Genomic DNA, 17694 nt, shown 5'->3' on the forward strand with positions numbered 1-17694 from the left:
TCAACCTTCGATGCGGACGGGCGGGACCACGTCGCAGACGGTGAGGCGGTCGCCGCGCTCGGTCACGGCGGCCTGAACGATCTCCGCCATGCGAGGCGAGCGGGCGTCCAGCACCTGGGCCCTGGGCCGTTCGCCCTCGGGCATGTCGGCGGCCAGACGCGCGTTCAGCATCCTGTCCGGATTGGTGACCACGCCGTCCTCTGCATCGGATCCGGCCTTCAGCGACTCGACCACGTCCAGCCCCTCCAGCACCCGGCCGAACGGCGTGTAGTCGCCGTTGAGGTTGGCGCGGTAGGCGGTCATCAGGAAGAACTGGCTGTTGGCGCTGTCCGGGCTCGCCGAACGTGCCATGCCCGCCACGCCGGGACAGAAATAGCCCATGCCGTCCACCCGGTTGTCGGCGGTCACGAACATCTGGGCGTCCGGCTGGGTGCGCACGGGCATGGAGCCATAAAGGCCGAACACGGCGCGGTCCGCACGGCCCGTCGGCGTCTCGATGAAGGCGGGGCGGCGGCTGCGGCGGAAGGTGAACTCGCCGGGCACGTCCGGCAGCTCGCTGTTGCCCGCGCCGGTGCCTGTGGGATCGCCGGTCTGGGCCATGAAGTTCCGGATCACCCGGTGAAAGGCGTGGTTCTGGTAGAATCCCTGCCGCGTCAGCGTCTGGATCCGCTCGACCGCGTGCGGCGCCATATCCGGCGCCAGCTCCACCAGCACGCGGCCCTTGGAGGTGTCGATGACCCACAGGTTCTCGGGCGCTATGTCGCGCCAGATCTCGGCCTCCTGGGCCACGGCGGGGGACACGGCGGTCGCCAGGACGGCGGCGGCCAGAAGGCTGGTCGGAAACTTCATGCGTGTTGGACCTTGGCCCGGACGCGCTCGGCGACCCGGGGACTGACGAAACTCTCGATCGCGCCGTCCAGCCGGGCGATCTCCTTGACCAGCCGGGACGCGATGGCCTGGTGACGCGGATCGGCCATCAGGAAGACGGTCTCGATGTCGGCGTTCAGGCGCTGGTTCATGGCCGTCATCTGGAACTCGTACTCGAAGTCCGCGACGGCGCGCAGGCCCCGCACGATGACGTTGGCGTTCAGCTGTTCGGCGAAATGCATCAACAGGGTCGAGAACGGCTCCACCACGATGTCGGCGTTCAGGGGCGCCACCTCGGCCCGCAGCAGCTCGACACGCTCCGCCGTGGTGAACAGCGGGCCCTTGTCGTCGTTCTGGGCCACGCCGATGACCAGCCGGTCCACCAGCTTCACGGCCCGGCCGATGATGTCCATGTGCCCGTTGGTCACCGGATCGAAGGTGCCCGGATACAGTCCGATGCGCATAAGGCCCTGATCTCCCCCACGTTCGCCCCGGTTTAGCATCCGCGCGCCGTCGAACCTAGAGCGGCTGACACGGGTTTGATCGCCAGGCGTTCTTCACCAGCATGGTCAGGTCCGGCCGCTCGGCATAACGCACCGCCCCGATGGCCGCGACCGGAACCCCGATCATGGCCGCATTGACGATGAAGGCGGCGTCGAAGTCCGGCAGCTCGGGCAGGCCGACCCAGCGCTGCTCGGTGGCGACGTCCACGGCCTCCAGCCCGCGCTGGATCAGGGCCTGCCCCGTCCCCGCCAACATCGGGCCCTGGGGCCAGACCACCGTGTCGCCTTTCAGAAAGCCGATGTTCCAGATGCTGCCCTCGGTGACCCGGCCGTTGTCGTCGGCGAACAGCACGTCGTCATCCCCCGCCGCCATGGCCTCGCGCCGCTCGCGGATCAGGCCGAAGGTGGCCACATGCTTCAGGTGCGGGATCTCGCGGACGTAGCGCGAGACCCTGAGTTTCAGCGCTTCCGTCGGGTCCGCGGCGGGCGGCCCGGCCATGACCATCACGTCGGGCGTCCCCCGCGCCGACGGATTGCGAACACTGATCATCCGGCTGAACAGACTGACCCGCACCGAGGCGGCGCCGGACTGATCCCGCAAGGCCTGACCGATCCAGCGGCGCACCTCGCCCTCGTCCGGCGCCTGGCCGAACAGCTCCAGCCCGCCCTCGCGCAGCCGGGCCAGATGCAGATCCAGCCCCCGCACGCCCCACACGCCGTCGGCGCCCTGCTCCGCCTGCATGGAGGTGAAAGCGCCGTAGTTCACCAGCGCCATATGCAGCAGATCGTCCTGCCCGGCCGGCGCCCCGTTGACGAGAAGGGTCAGCATTGCACCCTAGTCCGGCGTCGCGGCGGTCGGATGATCAGCGCCGCTGACCTTTCCGGCTTTCGGCTTCTTGGGTCGCCACCCTCGAAACAGCCAGAACAGAAGGGCGGGTATCGGCAGGGCCACAAGGATGATCCACGGGTCGAGAGCGCCCGGCCCCTTTGCATAACCCGCACCGAGAAGCGCGAACTGCGCGACATGAAACTCAGCGGCGCCGGTCGCCCAATTCAGGGTCAGCTGACCCACCCCGAACAGGCTGACGATCATCCAGACCCAACGCCGCCGCCACCCCGCAACGACCGCCGTAAACAGGCAGAACAGTGGAGCCAGCACCGCCAGGGCAAGCACACCATAGTGCAGCGGCGTCTTCCCCTGGAGGGTGAAGGCTGTCAGCGCGGCCTCAGCCGGAGAGAAGTGGTTGATATGGACTCGCTCCACGAGCCAGGGGCCTTCACCTTGCCGAACCATCAAGGCGCTGAACTGAACAACCTTCTGCTGATGGTCGTACTCATGGACGACCTCGTAAGCGGACAGATCGCTCGTCGTATTCCACTGCCAGGACAGGACGCGAGTCTCTGACGGCGTATCCAGTGCAGCGTACTCACGCATCGACTGTAGTTGTTCATCGGTCGTGTTCGCGTTGGCCGCGTCGGTCATCGATGATCGCAGGGCGTCGAAATCGCCCAAGCGCACGTGCTCATAGACGTCTCTGGCCTGCGTATCCCGTTCCGGATCGACAGACCCCACCCCGCACGACGCCAGAGCAAGCGCGAGCAACAGCACCAATATGCGCAAGAACCCCTCCCTATCCTTGCCACCGGCCACGGCCGTGTCCGACCGTTCTATTCCTCGGCGCCGCCCTCGTCGCCGTCCTCGACGCCGTCATCACCCGACACTTCCGCCAGGCGCTCGACCGAAACGACCTTCTCGCCGTCGGCGGTGCGGAAGATGGTGACCCCCTGGCTGGACCGGCCGACGATGCGGACCTGATCGACGCGCGTGCGGATCATCTGACCGCGCGAGGTGACCATCAGCAGTTCGTCGCTGTCCTCCACCGGGAAGGCGGCGGTCAGGCGGGCGCCCGCGCGGCCGCCCAGGCCGTGGGCCGTCAGCCCCTGCCCGCCCCGACCGGTGCGGCGATACTCATAGGCCGAGGACCGCTTGCCGAAGCCGGTGTCGGTGACCGTCAGGATGAACTGCTCGGCAGCCCCCAGCTCGGCGATGCGCTCGACCGACAGCGCGGCCTCGGCCACCGTCTCGTCATCGGCGTCCGGAACGGTCGCTTCATCCTCGTCGCCCGCGGCCCGGCGCATGGCGTTGGCGTGCTTGACGTAGGCGGCCCGCTCTTCCGGCGTGGCGTCCACGCGGCCCAGCACGGCCATGGAGATGACCTCGTCCTCGTCCTGCAGACGGACGCCGCGCACGCCGGTGGAGTCCCGGCCCTTGAACACGCGCACGTCGTCGGCCTTGAAGCGGATGGCGCGGCCCAGGGCGGTGGTCAGCAGGATGTCGTCCTCGGCCGTGCACAGGGCGACGCCGACCATGTGGTCGCCGTCCTCCAGCTTCATGGCGATCTTGCCCGCGCGGTTGACCGTCGCGAAGTCCGACAGCTTGTTGCGGCGCACGTCGCCGGACTTGGTGGCGAACATGATGTCGTAGTTGGCCCAGTCCGCCTCGTCCTCGGGCAGGGGCAGCACGTTCATGATGGAGTCGCCCGGCTCGATGGGCAGCAGGTTCACGAACGCCTTGCCGCGCGAGGTCGGCCCGCCCAGGGGCAGACGCCAGGTCTTGAGCTTGTAGGCCTTGCCGTTGGTGGCGAAGAACAGCACCGGCGTGTGGGTCGAGGCCGAGAACACGCCGACCACGGCGTCGTCGTCCTTCATGGACACGCCCGAACGGCCCTTGCCGCCGCGATGCTGGGTCCGATAGGCGTTCAGGGCCACGCGCTTGACGTAGCCGCCGTGGGTGACGCTGACGACCATCTCCTCGCGCGGGATCAGGTCCTCGTCCTCCATGTCGCCTTCGCCCTCGCCGATCACGGTGCGACGGGGCACGGCGAACTCGGCCTTCACGGCCAGCAGGTCCTCGCGGATCACGGCGATGATGTTCTTGCGGTCCGACAGCAGGGTCAGGTGGCCCTGGATCACGCCCGCCAGTTCGCGCGCCTCGCCCATGATCTCGTCACGGCCCAGGCCGGTCAGGCGAGACAGGGTCAGGGCCAGGATGGCGCGGGCCTGTTCATCGGTCAGCTGCAGCTTGTCGCCGTCGATGACGACGCTGCGCGGGTCGGCGATCAGCTCGACCAGGGCGATCATGTCGCCCACCGGCCAGGGCTTGCCCTGCAGCCGTTCGCGCGCCTCGGCCGGATCGGCGGACGAGCGGATGATGTGGATGACCTCGTCGATATTGGCCACCGCCGTGGCCAGGCCGACCAGCACATGGCCCCGGTCGCGGGCCTTGGCCAGTTCGAACTTGATGCGCCGGACCACCACTTCCTCGCGGAAGTCCAGGAACGCGTCCAGCATGGCCCTGAGGCCCATCTGTATGGGCCGCCCGTGGTTCAGCGCCAGCATGTTGACGCCGAACGAGCTCTGCAGGGCGCTCCAGCGATAGAGCTGGTTCAGCACCACGTCGCCCGGCGCGTCGCGCTTCAGCTCCACAACGATGCGCATGCCCTCGCGGCTGGATTCGTCGCGAATGTCGGCGATGCCCTCCAGGCGCTTCTCGCGCACCATCTCGGCGATACGCTCGATCAGGGTCTGCTTGTTCACCTGATACGGGATCTCGGTGATGATGATGGCCTCGCGATCCTTGCGGATCTCCTCGATGGTGGCCTTGCCGCGCACCACCACGGAGCCCCGGCCGTCCAGCAGGGCGTTGCGCGCGCCGGTGCGGCCCATGATCTCGCCGCCGGTGGGGAAGTCCGGGCCCGGCACGATCTCGAGCAGCTGGTCGTGGCCGATGTCCGGGTCGTCCAGCAGCGCCACGCAGGCGTCCACGATCTCACCCAGATTGTGCGGCGGGATGTTGGTGGCCATGCCCACGGCGATGCCGCCGGCGCCGTTGACCAGCAGGTTCGGATACCGCGCCGGCAGGACGACGGGCTCCAGCTCCTTGCCGTCGTAGTTGGGCTGGAAATCGACCGTGTCCTTGTCGATGTCGGCCAGCAGCGCCATGGCCGACGCCTGCATGCGGCACTCGGTGTATCGCATGGACGCGGGCATATCCCCGTCCACCGAGCCGAAATTGCCCTGGCCGTCGACCAGCATCAGCCCCATGGAGAACGGCTGGGCCATGCGGACCAGGGCCATGTAGACCGACGCGTCCCCGTGCGGGTGCAGCCGCCCCAGCACGTCGCCGACCACCCGCGCGCACTTCATGTAGCTGCGCTCGGGCGTCATGTTCAGTTCGTGCATCGAATACAGGATGCGGCGATGCACGGGCTTGAGCCCGTCGCGCACGTCCGGCAGGGCCCGGCTGACGATCACGCTCATGGCGTAGTCGAGATAGGAACGGCGCAGTTCGTCCTCGATGGCGATCGGCGCGATATCGTCGGTGCCGCCCGTATTCGGGGCGTCGTTCTGGCTGTCGTCGGTCAAGTGAATTCAGGCTTTTCTGACGCCCCCGGGGGGCGGGAATCGGAACGTCTTCCGTGGCCGAAACATTAGCATCCAGGGGCTTGCGTGGCAAAGCACGCCGACGCATCCAGACCCCCTGCGGCAAAGCTTTTCAAAGGGAGCCGATATATGCGCGCGAACCTTCTTCTCACCACGGTCCTTGGCATCGGCGCCCTGGGCCTCGCGGCCTGCGGCGACACCGAGCCCACGACGCCCCCGGCCCCCTCGACGGCCCCGTCAGAGACGGCGTCCGCCCCCGCGGACCAGGATCTCGTTCGGGCCACGACCACCGAGACGGGGAACGCCACCCTGATGAGCAACGATGGCGAGGAGATCGGCACGGTCACCCTCACCCAGGCGCCCACGGGCCTGCTGATGCGCGTGGAGGCCGAGGGCCTGACGCCCGGCTGGCACGGCATCCACATCCACGCCGTGGGCGACTGCGGCGACGCCGCCTTCCAGAACGCGGGCAGCCACATCAATCACAACCAGGCGCCCCACGGCCTGCTGAATCCCGAGGGACCCGACGACGGCGACCTGCCCAACATCCACGCGGGCGAGAATGGTCAGGCGCGCGCGGAGCTGTTCACCACCTCGGCCCGCATCGCCGAGAACGGTCCCGGCCAGTGGCTGTGGGACGAGGACGGCTCCGCTGTCGTCATCCACGCCAGCCCGGATGATCACCGCAGCCAGCCCATCGGCGGGGCGGGCGACCGCGTGGCCTGCGCCGTCGTTTCGCGCGGCTAGAGCCTGACCTTCGCGCCGGGGGCGACCCCGGCGCGCAGTCCCCGCTCGGCCAGGGCGACGATGGTCACCCCGAGCAGGGTCAGGGCCGCGCCGGTCAGGATCTGCACGGTCAGGACGTCCCCCATGAAGCCCCAGCCGATCAGGATCGACACCACGGGCGTGAGCAGCAGATAGGGCGTCACCCGTCCCGCCTCACGCCGCTGCACCAGCCAGAAGGCCAGGCCCGTGGCGATGACCGTGGAGATCAGGGCTCCGAAGGCCACCGCGCCCCAGGCCAGGGGCGGCGCCTCCTGCATGGCCGCAACCTGCCCCGTCTCGAAGGTCATCGAGCCCAGAAGCAGGAACACGAAGGCGGTCATGGACAGCAGCCCCTGCATCTTCATGGGGGACACGGCCCGCGTCCGCCGCGCGATGACGGTGGTCAGGGCCCAGGCCACGCTGGCGCCCACGCCGATCATGATGGCGGGCAGGTCCATGAAGGCGTGGGAGTCCAGCACCATCCAGGCGATGCCGAAGAAGGCGATCAGCATGCCCAGAACCGCCGGCACCGTGATCCGCTCGCCCAGCAACAGAAAGGCGAACAGCGCCGTCATGGGAATCCACAGCTGCAGGCTGACCGACAGCGGGCTGACGTCATTGGCCATGGAGAAGCCCAGATAGATCAGGCCGAAGTGGATCGGGCCGCCCAGCACGACCAGCAGCACCAGGCTTCTCCAGTTCGGGAACGGCGGCCGCACGAACCAGGCCAGGCACACCGCCGCCAGGCCGAACCGCAGGGCGCCGGTCAGGAGGGGCGGCAGGCTCTCGGTCGCCACCTTCGCCGCGGCGTTGTTCACGCCCCAGATCACCACGATGGCGGCGATGGCGGCGATCTCGGCGACACTCAGGGCGGAACGGGACTCGGTCACAGCCTGCTCATGCCACGGGCGGCGCCCCCCCGCCCCTCACAAATCATGACCATATCTTAGGCGCCATCCTGGGGCGCTATGTTCGCGTCGCGGACGCTCACGGCTTGAGCGCAATTCAGCGCTCGTCCTTCTCCCATTGGGAGAAGGGGGACCCGCGCACCGGAGCGTAGCGGAGGTTCTGGCGCGGGGGATGAGGGTTCGGTGCCTCGCAAGACGCACCCGACCCTCACCCTGCGCGCACAGGACGGATGCTCACGCATCCGTGCGCGCAGCCCTCTCCCATAGGGAGAGGGAAGAAGCGCCCGCGCTCAAGCAGCGAGGCTCCGCGAGCCGAGCGGTAGCGCCCTAGAATGGAATATCGTCGTTGAGGTCGTAGCTTTCCTTCGGACCGGACGGCTTGTTGGCGCCGCCGCTGGAGAAGCCCGACGAATAGCCGTCGTCGTCCCGCGGGCCCGAGCCGCCGCCCTCGCTGCGGCCGCCCAGCATGGTCAGTTCGCCGCGGAATTTCTGCAGCACCACCTCGGTGGAGTATTTCTCCACGCCCTGCTGATCCGTCCACTTCCGGGTCTGCAAGGAGCCCTCGATGTAAACCGTCGAGCCCTTCTTCAGATAGTTCTCGACCACGCGCACGATGTTCTCGTTGAAGATCACCACCCGGTGCCACTCGGTCTTTTCCTTGCGCTCGCCGGTCGCCTTGTCGCGCCACTGCTCGGAGGTGGCCAGCGACAGGTTCGCGACCTTCTCGCCCGACGGAAGATTGCGGATTTCGGGGTCACGCCCCAGGTTGCCCACCAGAATGACCTTGTTGACGCTGCCCGCCATTGCTTTTTCCTTGTTCAATAAGGCCTTCCCGAAGGCGCGCGAACGCTCTCAGGAACACCATGTTCACATATTGTTCACGCCGCGTGCGTGACGTCAATCCGCCGTTTCAGGCGTCGAGGCCGGCGGGCGCTGAATGACGCCGGGAATGGCCAGACGGCCGTCCCCGGTGCGGGCCAGGGCGAAGAACCGCCCCCCCTCCAGGGTCTGGCCGAAATAGACGCCGGCCCGTTCGATGAAGATGAACTGCCCCTGATAGGAGCCCTTGATCTCGAGCACCGAGCCGCCCAGCCTCAGGAAGTTCAGCCGCATCTCCTCCAGCCGCGCGGCGCAGAACTCGATGGATTCCACATCCTCGGCCAGGACGTTGAAGCGCACCTCCTCGCCTTCCTCCACCACATGGTAGCAGACGCCCTGGTCGAACGGCGCCTCGGTGCTTGTGGAGCAGGCGGCCAGGGTCAGGCCCATCAGGGCGGCGGAAAGAAGCAGCGGTCTCATCAACGAAGCCCCGGGAACTGACAGTTGCGGTCCTGCTCGGCCAGGGTGCGGAAGCGGCTGTTGTCCTGGGACTGCTCCACCCGGCGCGGCACCAGCCGCAGGGTCAGGTCGCCCCAGCGGCCGTACTGGGCGTCTCCGGGACGCACGCAGGTGCCCGCGAACAGGGCCTGGACACAGGCGCCCTGGCTCATGCCGGCCGACAACTGACGCCACTCGCCGCCCACGTGGCGCAGACAGGGCGCGCCCGCCTGGACCGGTTGCGGCGCGGGGCCGACGGGCGAGACCTCGGGCGGAGTGATGGGCTGGGCCTCGGTCAACTCCAGCGGCGGCTCCTCGGGCGGCGGGGCGAACTGGGCGGTCGGCGCGGCGGCCAGGGCCCCGGTCTCGTCCAGACCCACGTCCAGGCCTTCGGTGGCTACGCCGTTCTGGCGGGCGCAGTCCGCCAGGGTGGCCATGCCCACGAACCGGCCGTCCACGAAACAGCGCAGCTCGCGCGTCGGTTCAAGATCGGGCGCCTCGGTCACATCCAGCTGCAGGCCCGCGCGTTCTTCCGGCGTCGTCGGCTCATCATCGCCGCCCCGCCCCATGAAGATCAGGGCGATGACCACGGCCGCCACCACGGCCAGAACGGCGCCGAGCGCCAGGATGATGCGGTTGTCGTTGGGAAACGCCATGAACCTCTCGCGGAAATCTTCCCGGCAATAACCCCCGACGCAGGCGCGCCGTCAACCAGCAAGCGAACTCCAGAGAGGGTTTTCCCCTATCCCCCCGTCAGACGGTTCAGGGCCGCCTGATAGTTGGCGATGCGGGCGGTCATATAGGCCGGCGCCTGGCCCCTCGCCTTGGTCAGGGGGTCTTCGGGTTTCAGGTCGCGATAGGCGTCGCGCACCACCTTCATGGCCGCCAGGATCGCCTCACCCGCGCGCTTCGCCGCGTCCGGGGTCGCCAGGTTCAGGGTGTTGGGCAGATCCACCCCATAGGTCGTGCGCGCGTCGTTGCCGGAGATCCGGCCGATGAAGCCGGGGCTCAGCCCCAACCCCGCCAGGGCGTCGCGCCCCGCAGCGCCCGATTTCAGGATCGCGCCCTCGCGGCCGTCACGAGCGCTGATGGACAGACGCTGCAGCCCCCCCATGGTCAGGGCGGTCTCGCCGTCCTTGCCGGTGACCTCGCCGCCTTCCGAGGCGACCGTCACCCTCAACTGCATGTTGGAGGCCTGCTCGATCTTGCGGGCCAGGGACTGCAGGGTGTCGCGCGCCTCGATGGTCACGGTCCGCGCCCGGCCGTTCGCGCCCACCACCTCGAAACGGTCACCCACACGCACCGATGTGGCGGCGGTCAGAAGCTTGGAGTCCCCCTGGGCGATCACACCGGTCGGCAGGCCAAGCCGGTCCAGCACGCTGGCGCCGCCCGCCGCCACGGCGAGCGTCGCCGGAGCCGCCTGGTTGCCCGCCCCCTGCCAGACGCGGCTCCACTCCACCGCGCCGGTCTGGGCGTCCAGACGCGCGGCGTAGGCCTCGGTCGGGTCGTCCTCCAGACCGCCCAGCGGACGGTCGTGAACGCCGGTCAGCCAGACCTTGCCGTCACGAACCTGCATGTCGGCGGCGGTGTCGTCACCCGCTCCGCCGAAGAAGGTGATGCGGTCGTTGCCGTCCGCCGTCAGACTGGGGTCCAGCGACAGGACGAAAACGTCCTTGCCGCCCGCATGGGCCGTATTCACCGTCGCCCCTGATGCCAGATCCGAGTTGTGGGTGGTCCCGGCCACCACCACCCGTCCATCCGAGACCGAAAGTCCGGCGATCTCGCCGCCCATCAGGCCCAGGTCCCGCGTCGCCGCCAGGGTCGGCGCGCCGGTCGGGTTCAGGGTGTAGCGCCTCAGCACGCCGCGCCCGTTCTCCACCCCGGCCACATAGAGGTCGTTGCCTTCCACCGTCACCGCCGCGACGGAGTCGTCCCCGGCGGTTCCGAACTGGGTGGTGAATTTCGAAGCCGCCGTGATCGGCGCGGTGGGATAGGCCTGGCTCTGGCTGAAGGCCTGAAGGTATCCGTCCCAGCCGCCGACGGCCGAGGCGCCGGTCATGGCCGATTTCGCCCGGCCCGCCACATAGACCGTTCCGTCATCGCCGAAGGTCACTGCGGTGGCCTCGTCGGCCGCCGTCGCGCCGCGACGCTGGGTCCACTGCTCCACACCGTCCAGATCATAGACCGTGACGAAGCTGTCCGAGACGGCGCGGTTGGCGCCCACATCACCGTTGACCAGCGCCCCGGTGACCGACCCGGCCACGGCCACGCGGCCGTCGTCAGAGATCGCCAGGGCGTAGCCCGACGCCTCGCTGGCCGCGCCCAGGGCCCGCGAGAACACCAGTCGTCCGGCGGAATCGAACTTCATCAGGGCGACGTCGCTGGTCCCCTTGATCGGCTGGGTGGCGCTCCCCTCGCTGAGATCGGCCACCATCCAGACATTGCCCTCGGCGTCCGTCTCGGTGGCCCGTATGGCGCTGATGCCCTCGGGCAGGCCGTTCTGGGACATGCGCCCGTCGACCCAGTGGGTCTCTCCGATCCCGGCGGCCGCGCCCACGCCTGCCCCGTCCGTGAACTTCAGCAGCTGGTTTCCCGCGCCCGATCCCTGCACCACATAGACCGCGTCGGCCGTGTCGGGCGCGGAGAACTCCACGGTCTCCACGGAGGATCCGCGCACCATCAGCGCCCAGCGCTCGGGACCGTCCGGCAGCTTCACCGTCTTGTCGCCCACCTGGATCGTGCGCTCCTCGGACGGAATCATCTCGCGGCCGATGCGGGTCTGGACCCCGGCGGTTTCCAGCTTGCCGTTGATGTGGCTGATGACGGCGCTCAGCGTGCGCGGCTGGGCGCCCATCTCGGCCAGATCGATGTCGATATCGACCGAGGTCTCCAGCTTGCCGATGGTCATACGGAACTGCACGTCGCCCTCGAAGGCGGCCACGGGATCGGCCAGCCCCCCCTCGTGGATCGGCCCGGTCAGGGATTTGGAGGTGTCGCGCACCACGCCGGCCGTGCTCTTGGACAGCGAACTGGAGGTCCCCTGCACCATGGAGAAGGCGTCAAACCCCGCCTGCGCCATCCAGCCGGTGACTTCGGACAGTCCGGCCTCGAATCGCTTGTCGGCCAGCGAAACCTGGGTCGTCGAGGCGCCGGGGCTTCCCGCCTGGTCCGCCAGGGCCGCCAGGGAGGCCAACCCCTGATAGAGCGTGAAAAGCTTGCCGTAGTCGGCCGAGGCGCCGGGCACGTCCAGCCGCGCGGCGCCCTCGTTGATCAGGCTGCGTCCGGCCAGGGCGGCGCGCAGGAGATCGCTCTGCTGCGCCTGGCGCGTCGTGTCCCACGGCGGAGTCGGCTGGGCCTTGAGCCGCTGCGTCGCGCCCGTGGAAAGACTGCTCGTGCCGGTAGTGAAACCGTATTGCCCGAACAGACCCAGAATGTAGCTGTTGTCGATCATGGACGCTCCAGCCTCCAGGATGCGCCCGACGCAGCAAACGAAGGCTTAAGCGTCAGCCCGAAATCGTGCTTAACCGCCGCGGAACAGCGACAGGATCACCTGCGGGGCCTGGTTGGCGATGGACAGGGCCTGCACGCCCAGCTGTTGCTGGACCTGCAAGGCCGTCAGCCGCGCGCTCTCCTTGGCCAGATCGGCGTCCACCAGATTGCCGATGCCCGATTCGACCGTATCCATCAGGCGCGAGACGAATCCGTTGTGCGCCTCGATCTGCTTGGCCTGCGACCCCAGGGCGCCCAGGGCCGAATTCACCTGGGAGATGGAGTTGTTCAGATCCGTCAGGGCCGCGGCTGCATCGGTCATGTTCAGCAGGTTCGAGCTGAGGGTCAGGTCGATGATGCCGCCGCCCAGGCTCAGGTCGCGGGTGCTGAGGGTGACGAAGGCGTCCGCCTCGGCGTTGGCCAGGAAGCGCACCCCGTTGGTCAGGGAGCCGTCCAGCAGATTGGCGCCGTCGAACTCGGCGTTCTGAACCGCCTGGGCGATCGATCCCAGCAAGGCCTGGAAGTCGTCGTTCAGCAGCTCCCGCGACTGCGTCTTGAGCGATTCGTCGTTGGCGGCGACGACCTTCTCCTTCAGCTGGTTCAGCAGGTCCGAGATGGTCTCTCCCGCCGAGAGGGCCACATCCGCCACCGAAGTGGCGCGATCCAGGCTCATCTGGACGGCGCTCAGGGCGCCCAGGTCCGCGCGCTGCCCCTGGGCAATGGCCCAGACCGACGCGTTGTCCTTGGCTCCCTGCACTTTCAGGCCGGTGTTCACCCGTCCCTGGACCGCTTCCAGACGTTCGTTCGTCCGGTTGAGGTTCTGAAGCGCAATCAGCGCGGATGTGTTGGTGTGAACGCTGCTGGTCATGGGTCTTCGTTCCCCGAGGATTTCTAGGGGGACGGTATCGACCGAGTCGTATGCGTATGGTTAACGCGCGCTAACCACGATATCCGCCTCGACCAGCGGTCGGGCGGTTCGGCGCTCTTGATGACCCTCGGGATTCAGGCCCGGGTGTCGATCACCGCTCCTGCGGCGTAGCCGGATTGATCTCCGATGCGGGCAACCTCATCGCGAGGCAGCTGTCGGACGACCTCTCCGGTCTCGCGGTCCAGGATCTTGTAGACGAACGCGCCCTTGGCGGCGCCCTCCTCGATCACCAGACGGTAACGCGCGAGGCGTTCGGCTTCCTCTGACGGTCCCGGATCCGCAAAATCGCCCGATGCGGACGACGATGTGGCGGGGACCACCGGAAACGAAGCGCGGCTTATCTTTGCATGTGCATCCATCCCTCATTCGCCGGTCATCAGGCCGGCGCCTCCCGATAGGCGGGAAGACGGAGGGAGCGCCCGTGGACGCTCCCTCCCCGTTCCTGGATTAGCGGAACAGTCCCAGCAGCATGGAAGTCGAGGAGTTGGCGATCGACAGCGCCTGCACACCCAGCTGTTGCTTGGTCTGCAGAGCGGTGAGTCGCGCGCTCTCCTTGGCCAGGTCAGCGTCAACCAGGTTGCCGATACCGGCTTCCAGGCTGTCCTGCAGCTTGCCCACGAAGGACAGGTGGGTGCCCAGCGCCTTGGAGCTGGTGCCCATCCGGGCCAGCGAGGCCGAGACGTTGGCGATGGAAGCGTCCACCAGAGCGAGCGAATCCGTCGCGTCGGTCGTGGTGGTGATGCTGTCCGCGGCGCCCAGGGTGACGATCGAGCCGCTGAGGCTCATGTCCTCACCAGCCACGTCGATGGTCGAGGTGCCGTCGGCCGAGGCCAGGGCCTTGTAGCCACCCGTCAGCGAGCCATCCAGCAGGTTGGCGCCGTTGAACGAGGCGTTTTCGATCACGGAGGTGATCTGGTCGCGGATCGAATCGAAATCCTCGGCCAAGGCGCTCCGCGACGCCGTCGTCAGGGTCTCGTCGGTCGCGGCCAGAGCCTTCTCTTTCAGCTGCAGCAGCAGATCGGAGATGGATTCGCCGGCGGCCATGGCCACATCGACGGTCGACTGACCGCGTTGCAGGCTTTCCTTGACGGTGTTCAGGGCGCCCATTTCGGCGCGCTGGTTCTGGGCGATGGCCCAGATGGCTCCATTGTCCTTGGCCGAATTGACCTTCTTGCCGGTGTTGATCCGGTTTTGAACGGTATTCAGCTCGGAATTGGTTTGCGAGAGGTTCTGCAGGGCGACCATAGCGCCCACGTTGGTGTTCACGCTGTTCAGCATGACGCGTCCTTTTCTTTCAAGGTGTCCGACGTCATTTTGACTGCCGGGAGCATTTTGCTCAGGCTCATTGAAGCAAGGGGCGGGCCAGTTTGAGCGCTTTGCGACAGCAATCAAACCACTGAAATCACAGCGTTATAGGTTGATTTACCACGCCCCGAACCCTGCACATTTTGCCGGTTCGCCGCCACGCCCTGCAGATTTTGCCTGCCGCCCGGCATGATTTGCCGCTCATGGGCCTGGCGCTGCGCCCATGGCCTCCAGCGTCTCCACCGCCAGCCGCCGCGCCAGGTCGCATTCCACCAGCTGGCGTCCCCGCACGATGTAGGCGGCCTCCAGGTCCGCCCAGGTCGGCGCCTCAGCCAGGGTCGCGATCGGACAGGGCCGGGTCGCCGCTTCCGGCAGGGGCGGCGGCTGGACCGGCGCAGGCGCCGGGCGCCAGTTCGCACAGGCGGCGGTCATGCTCGCGCAGGCGATCAGCGCGATCGGGATCAAGCGGTGTGGACGCATCGGGCGCGCTCCGGGCTTCATGGATGACGGGATCGGTCAGGTCTCGCAGTTCGATCACCTGACGGTGGACGGTCTCGACGCGCCGCGCCTGCGCGGTCAGCACCTCGATGTGTGCGGCCTGGGCGACGGCCTCGGCGGCCAGGCGGTCGCGCTGGTCGATCACCCGCTCCAGCCGCCGTTCGTCGGACCAGGGCAGCCAGGACCACAGCCGGTCCCACTGATGCGCGGCCAGGGCGACCGCCGCGATGATCGCCAGCACGACCGCCACGATCTTCACCCACCCGGGAATCAGCGTCCGGCCGGGAAACATCTGGATCATGGCGTCACCTCCAGCACGCTGAACGCGCCGCCGCTGATTCGCTCCCGATACGCCCGCGGCAGGACGATGCACCCGGACGATGCGTCGCCGGTCGCGTTGTCGCCGTGGATCTGGAAGGCGCTGCGTCCATGGGCGTCATGGCCGATGGGCGTCAGGTCCATGATGTGCGGGCCGGTCCGCGTGCTGGTGCGCGGCGGGCCGATGCGCCAGCGCCCGGCCGGGATGGGCCCGACGCCGCGCACCGCCTCCATGGCCGGGTTGTTCCGCCCCTCCCCGCGCCCCGAATAGCCCCGCGCCACCCAGCGTCCGTCGAAATAGAGCGCGCCTTCGGACTGGTCCCAGGACCATCCCATGGACCGGTTCAGCCTGGGCGCCGGACGGCAGCGGCGAAATCCCTCCACCAGGGCGTCGAACGCCGCCTGCGACAGCGGCCCCCAGACCCCGTCCAGATCGCCGGAGTAAAGCCCCAGGCTCCCCAGCGTCGCCTGCAGCGCGCGCGCGTCCGGGGCCCTCATGCCCGCCCCCGCCAGGCGGCCAGCCCCGCCACGATGGCCTGGGCCGAGGGCGCGACGATGTAGAGGGTCTCGCGCCAGGCGTCGCGCACGATCAGCGCCACCGCCACCCACATCAGCTCCCGCGGCGCCTCCAGCCGCCACACCAGCACCGCCAGCAGGCCCAGCCCCGCCACCGTGGCCGCATAGGTATAGGCCCGGCGGAACCGCCAATCCCCTTCGGGCTGTGGATCGCGCTCCATCAGACCACCCCCGCCTGGCCGAGGTAGGCCGCCAGCGCCCCGTGCAGCGCCGCCACCTGGCCCGCGTCCAGATCCTGGCCCAGCCAGGCCGCCGCCAGGGTTCCGTTGTGGAAATTGCCCAACCGCCGCAACAGGCCGGTCGACCCACCCGCATAGCCGGTGAAGGCGCTGGCCGGCGCCCCGATCAGCACCCCGTCGTGATAGCCGGACACATGGGTCGTGCCGGTGCGGCTGACGCAGAAATGGCCCGTCACGGCGGGCGCCGCGCCGAACACGGCCAGGGCGCCGGTCCCCACCCGCGCGCTGAAATTGCCGGTCGTCGGACTGATCGCCATGGACAGGGTCTCGTCGCCGTCCACCGGCCCCAGCGGGAACTGGCTGGTCCCCGGCGATGGATTGGCCGCCACCCAGACGCCGGCCGCGAGCCCGGTCCCGCCGTCCGCCAGCGCCGAGGCGCTCAGACCTGTGTCCACCCAGGCGTCCACGCCGTCACCGGACCAGCCGAGGTCCGCCGTGAAGGCGGGACCGTTCATGGGCGTCAGGTCGTACAGCCCCGGCGTTTTCAGATTCAGCCGCCCCGCCTGTTCGTCGTGGGCCGCCGTCACATACAGCGCGCTCAGCCGCGCCCAGACCCCGGCGGCCTCCAGCGCGCTGATCAGGTCGTCGATCAGGAAGGCCCGCACCCGCCCGGGCGGGGTTTCGAAGGCCGTCAGCACATCCTGGGTCGCGGGCCGCAGCAACGCGTCCATCACCGGAAAGCCCAGCCGCCCGGTCTGACGATCGATTCGCACAGCCTCGCGCCACACGACCCCGTCGGGCGACACCTTCAGCACCAGATCGTCGTCGCCGATCAGTCCGATCTCGGCCCGCCCGGACCAGCCCGACTGGAACAGCAGCGACAGCGTCTTCGCCTCGTCCGTCTTGTTCAGCACAGAGCGCAGGTCGCCGGTGCCGCCCTCGCCCTCGGTCCGCGCGGTCCACAGCGCGCTATTCAGCTTGGCGGCGAAGGCGTTGGTCTCGTCCGAGGCCGTGCCGACGCCCAGCCCTTGCAGATCGTCCAGCCGGTCGGGGCTCCCGCCCACCTCGATCCAGCCGTCCTCGCCAAACACCACGAGCCGCTGTTCATCCGCCACGAAGGCCCGCAGACCCGGCGGCGGCGCGATCGCTGTCCAGCCGCCCGCCTCGAACCGCGCCAGCGCGCCCGGCGTCATCGCCGACCAGGCCGCGCCGGTCGCGCCGTCGGGCAGGATATAGAGCGCGCCGTCGTCCGGCGCCGCCGGCTGTTCGCTGATGGACCGGCTGACCACCGCGCACTGGACCAGGGCGTCCAGCCGCGTCAGGGCCTCGTTCAGGGTCACATGTTTCTGCATCTGCCCGGCCTGCAGATAGGGCAGGTCCAGCCTCGCGCTGGACTGGGATTCGGCTGGGATCACGCTCGCGCCTCCATGATGGATCGTGAGCGTCAGTGTGCGGGCGCCGCGAACGCGTGCGGCGAAATCGGCCTCTCGCGAGGCCCGACCCCTTGTGCGTCAATGAAGTGGGCTCGAAAAATGCGGGATTAAGGCGCGCTGTTTCGGCCCGGCTTGACGGGCCGGGCGCCCGCGGCCCATCACTCG

18 protein-coding genes are annotated in these 17694 nt (G+C 68.6%); 1 reads left to right on the forward strand and 17 read right to left on the reverse strand.

Translation table 11 applies throughout. The features are described 5' to 3' along the window. Genes IWC96_RS04485 through gyrA form a run of 5 tightly spaced genes read right to left on the reverse strand, consistent with a single transcriptional unit; the run spans position 1 to position 5795 of the window. Positions 1–849 carry a peptidylprolyl isomerase gene (locus IWC96_RS04485; protein ID WP_021697062.1) on the reverse strand — a complete coding sequence of 283 codons (849 nt, stop codon included), beginning with the start codon at positions 847–849 and terminating at the stop codon, positions 1–3. After that, a complete protein-coding gene (gene coaD / locus IWC96_RS04490) occupies positions 846–1331 on the reverse strand; it encodes a pantetheine-phosphate adenylyltransferase (protein ID WP_021697063.1) in 486 nt (161 codons plus the stop codon). The genes IWC96_RS04485 and coaD overlap by 4 nt, the downstream gene beginning before the upstream one ends. A gap of 55 nt (positions 1332–1386) precedes the next feature. Next, positions 1387–2199 carry an aminotransferase class IV gene (locus IWC96_RS04495; protein ID WP_021697064.1) on the reverse strand — a complete coding sequence of 271 codons (813 nt, stop codon included), beginning with the start codon at positions 2197–2199 and terminating at the stop codon, positions 1387–1389. A 6-nt stretch (positions 2200–2205) separates the two neighbouring features. Next, positions 2206–2991, reverse strand: coding sequence for a hypothetical protein (locus tag IWC96_RS04500; protein WP_148291452.1), 786 nt, complete (start codon positions 2989–2991; stop codon positions 2206–2208). A gap of 47 nt (positions 2992–3038) precedes the next feature. Continuing rightward, a complete protein-coding gene (gene gyrA / locus IWC96_RS04505) occupies positions 3039–5795 on the reverse strand; it encodes a DNA gyrase subunit A (protein WP_021697066.1) in 2757 nt (918 codons plus the stop codon). A 147-nt stretch (positions 5796–5942) separates the two neighbouring features. Between gyrA and IWC96_RS04510 the strand changes: the two genes are divergently transcribed. Continuing rightward, positions 5943–6560, forward strand: a complete 618-nt coding sequence (locus IWC96_RS04510) for a superoxide dismutase family protein (protein WP_021697067.1) — start codon at positions 5943–5945, stop codon at positions 6558–6560. Here IWC96_RS04510 and IWC96_RS04515 read toward each other — a convergent pair. The 12 genes from IWC96_RS04515 to IWC96_RS04570 all read right to left on the reverse strand — a co-directional run bounded on the left by IWC96_RS04515 (position 6557) and on the right by IWC96_RS04570 (position 17511). After that, positions 6557–7468, reverse strand: a complete 912-nt coding sequence (locus IWC96_RS04515) for a DMT family transporter (RefSeq protein ID WP_196838419.1) — start codon at positions 7466–7468, stop codon at positions 6557–6559. The two genes, IWC96_RS04510 and IWC96_RS04515, sit on opposite strands and share 4 nt — an antisense overlap. Before the next feature lie 345 nt (positions 7469–7813). Continuing rightward, positions 7814–8290 carry a single-stranded DNA-binding protein gene (gene ssb / locus IWC96_RS04520; RefSeq protein WP_045318942.1) on the reverse strand — a complete coding sequence of 159 codons (477 nt, stop codon included), beginning with the start codon at positions 8288–8290 and terminating at the stop codon, positions 7814–7816. Positions 8291–8383: 93 nt separating this feature from the next. After that, entirely contained in the window at positions 8384–8785 is a 402-nt protein-coding gene (locus tag IWC96_RS04525) for a hypothetical protein (protein WP_021697070.1), read from the reverse strand. Continuing rightward, positions 8785–9459 (reverse strand): hypothetical protein, encoded by a 675-nt coding sequence (locus IWC96_RS04530; RefSeq protein ID WP_021697071.1) that lies wholly within the window; start codon positions 9457–9459, stop codon positions 8785–8787. The genes IWC96_RS04525 and IWC96_RS04530 overlap by 1 nt, the downstream gene beginning before the upstream one ends. An 86-nt stretch (positions 9460–9545) precedes the next feature. Continuing rightward, the gene (locus IWC96_RS04535) at positions 9546–12254 is read right to left on the reverse strand and encodes a transcriptional regulator (RefSeq protein WP_196838420.1); all 2709 of its coding nucleotides are present in this window, start codon (positions 12252–12254) and stop codon (positions 9546–9548) included. Between the two features lie 69 nt (positions 12255–12323). Further along, positions 12324–13160, reverse strand: a complete 837-nt coding sequence (locus IWC96_RS04540) for a flagellin (protein ID WP_021697073.1) — start codon at positions 13158–13160, stop codon at positions 12324–12326. Between the two features lie 134 nt (positions 13161–13294). Next, positions 13295–13540 carry a flagellar protein FlaG gene (locus IWC96_RS15895; protein ID WP_021697074.1) on the reverse strand — a complete coding sequence of 82 codons (246 nt, stop codon included), beginning with the start codon at positions 13538–13540 and terminating at the stop codon, positions 13295–13297. Between the two features lie 127 nt (positions 13541–13667). Further along, positions 13668–14498: a flagellin gene (locus tag IWC96_RS04550; protein WP_021697075.1), complete on the reverse strand. Its 831-nt coding sequence runs from the start codon at positions 14496–14498 to the stop codon at positions 13668–13670. 355 nt (positions 14499–14853) lie between these two features. Next, the gene (locus IWC96_RS04555; protein ID WP_021697076.1) at positions 14854–15324 is read right to left on the reverse strand and encodes a hypothetical protein; all 471 of its coding nucleotides are present in this window, start codon (positions 15322–15324) and stop codon (positions 14854–14856) included. Continuing rightward, positions 15321–15839, reverse strand: a complete 519-nt coding sequence (locus IWC96_RS04560; RefSeq protein WP_021697077.1) for a tlde1 domain-containing protein — start codon at positions 15837–15839, stop codon at positions 15321–15323. Before IWC96_RS04560 ends, IWC96_RS04555 begins: the two co-directional genes overlap by 4 nt. After that, positions 15836–16078 carry a hypothetical protein gene (locus tag IWC96_RS04565; RefSeq protein ID WP_196838421.1) on the reverse strand — a complete coding sequence of 81 codons (243 nt, stop codon included), beginning with the start codon at positions 16076–16078 and terminating at the stop codon, positions 15836–15838. Before IWC96_RS04565 ends, IWC96_RS04560 begins: the two co-directional genes overlap by 4 nt. Beyond that, entirely contained in the window at positions 16078–17511 is a 1434-nt protein-coding gene (locus IWC96_RS04570; protein WP_021697078.1) for a DUF2793 domain-containing protein, read from the reverse strand. Before IWC96_RS04570 ends, IWC96_RS04565 begins: the two co-directional genes overlap by 1 nt. Positions 17512–17694 lie beyond the last annotated feature (183 nt).

This window comes from Brevundimonas sp. BAL450, assembly GCF_015767455.1.
GTDB lineage: Bacteria > Pseudomonadota > Alphaproteobacteria > Caulobacterales > Caulobacteraceae > Brevundimonas > Brevundimonas abyssalis.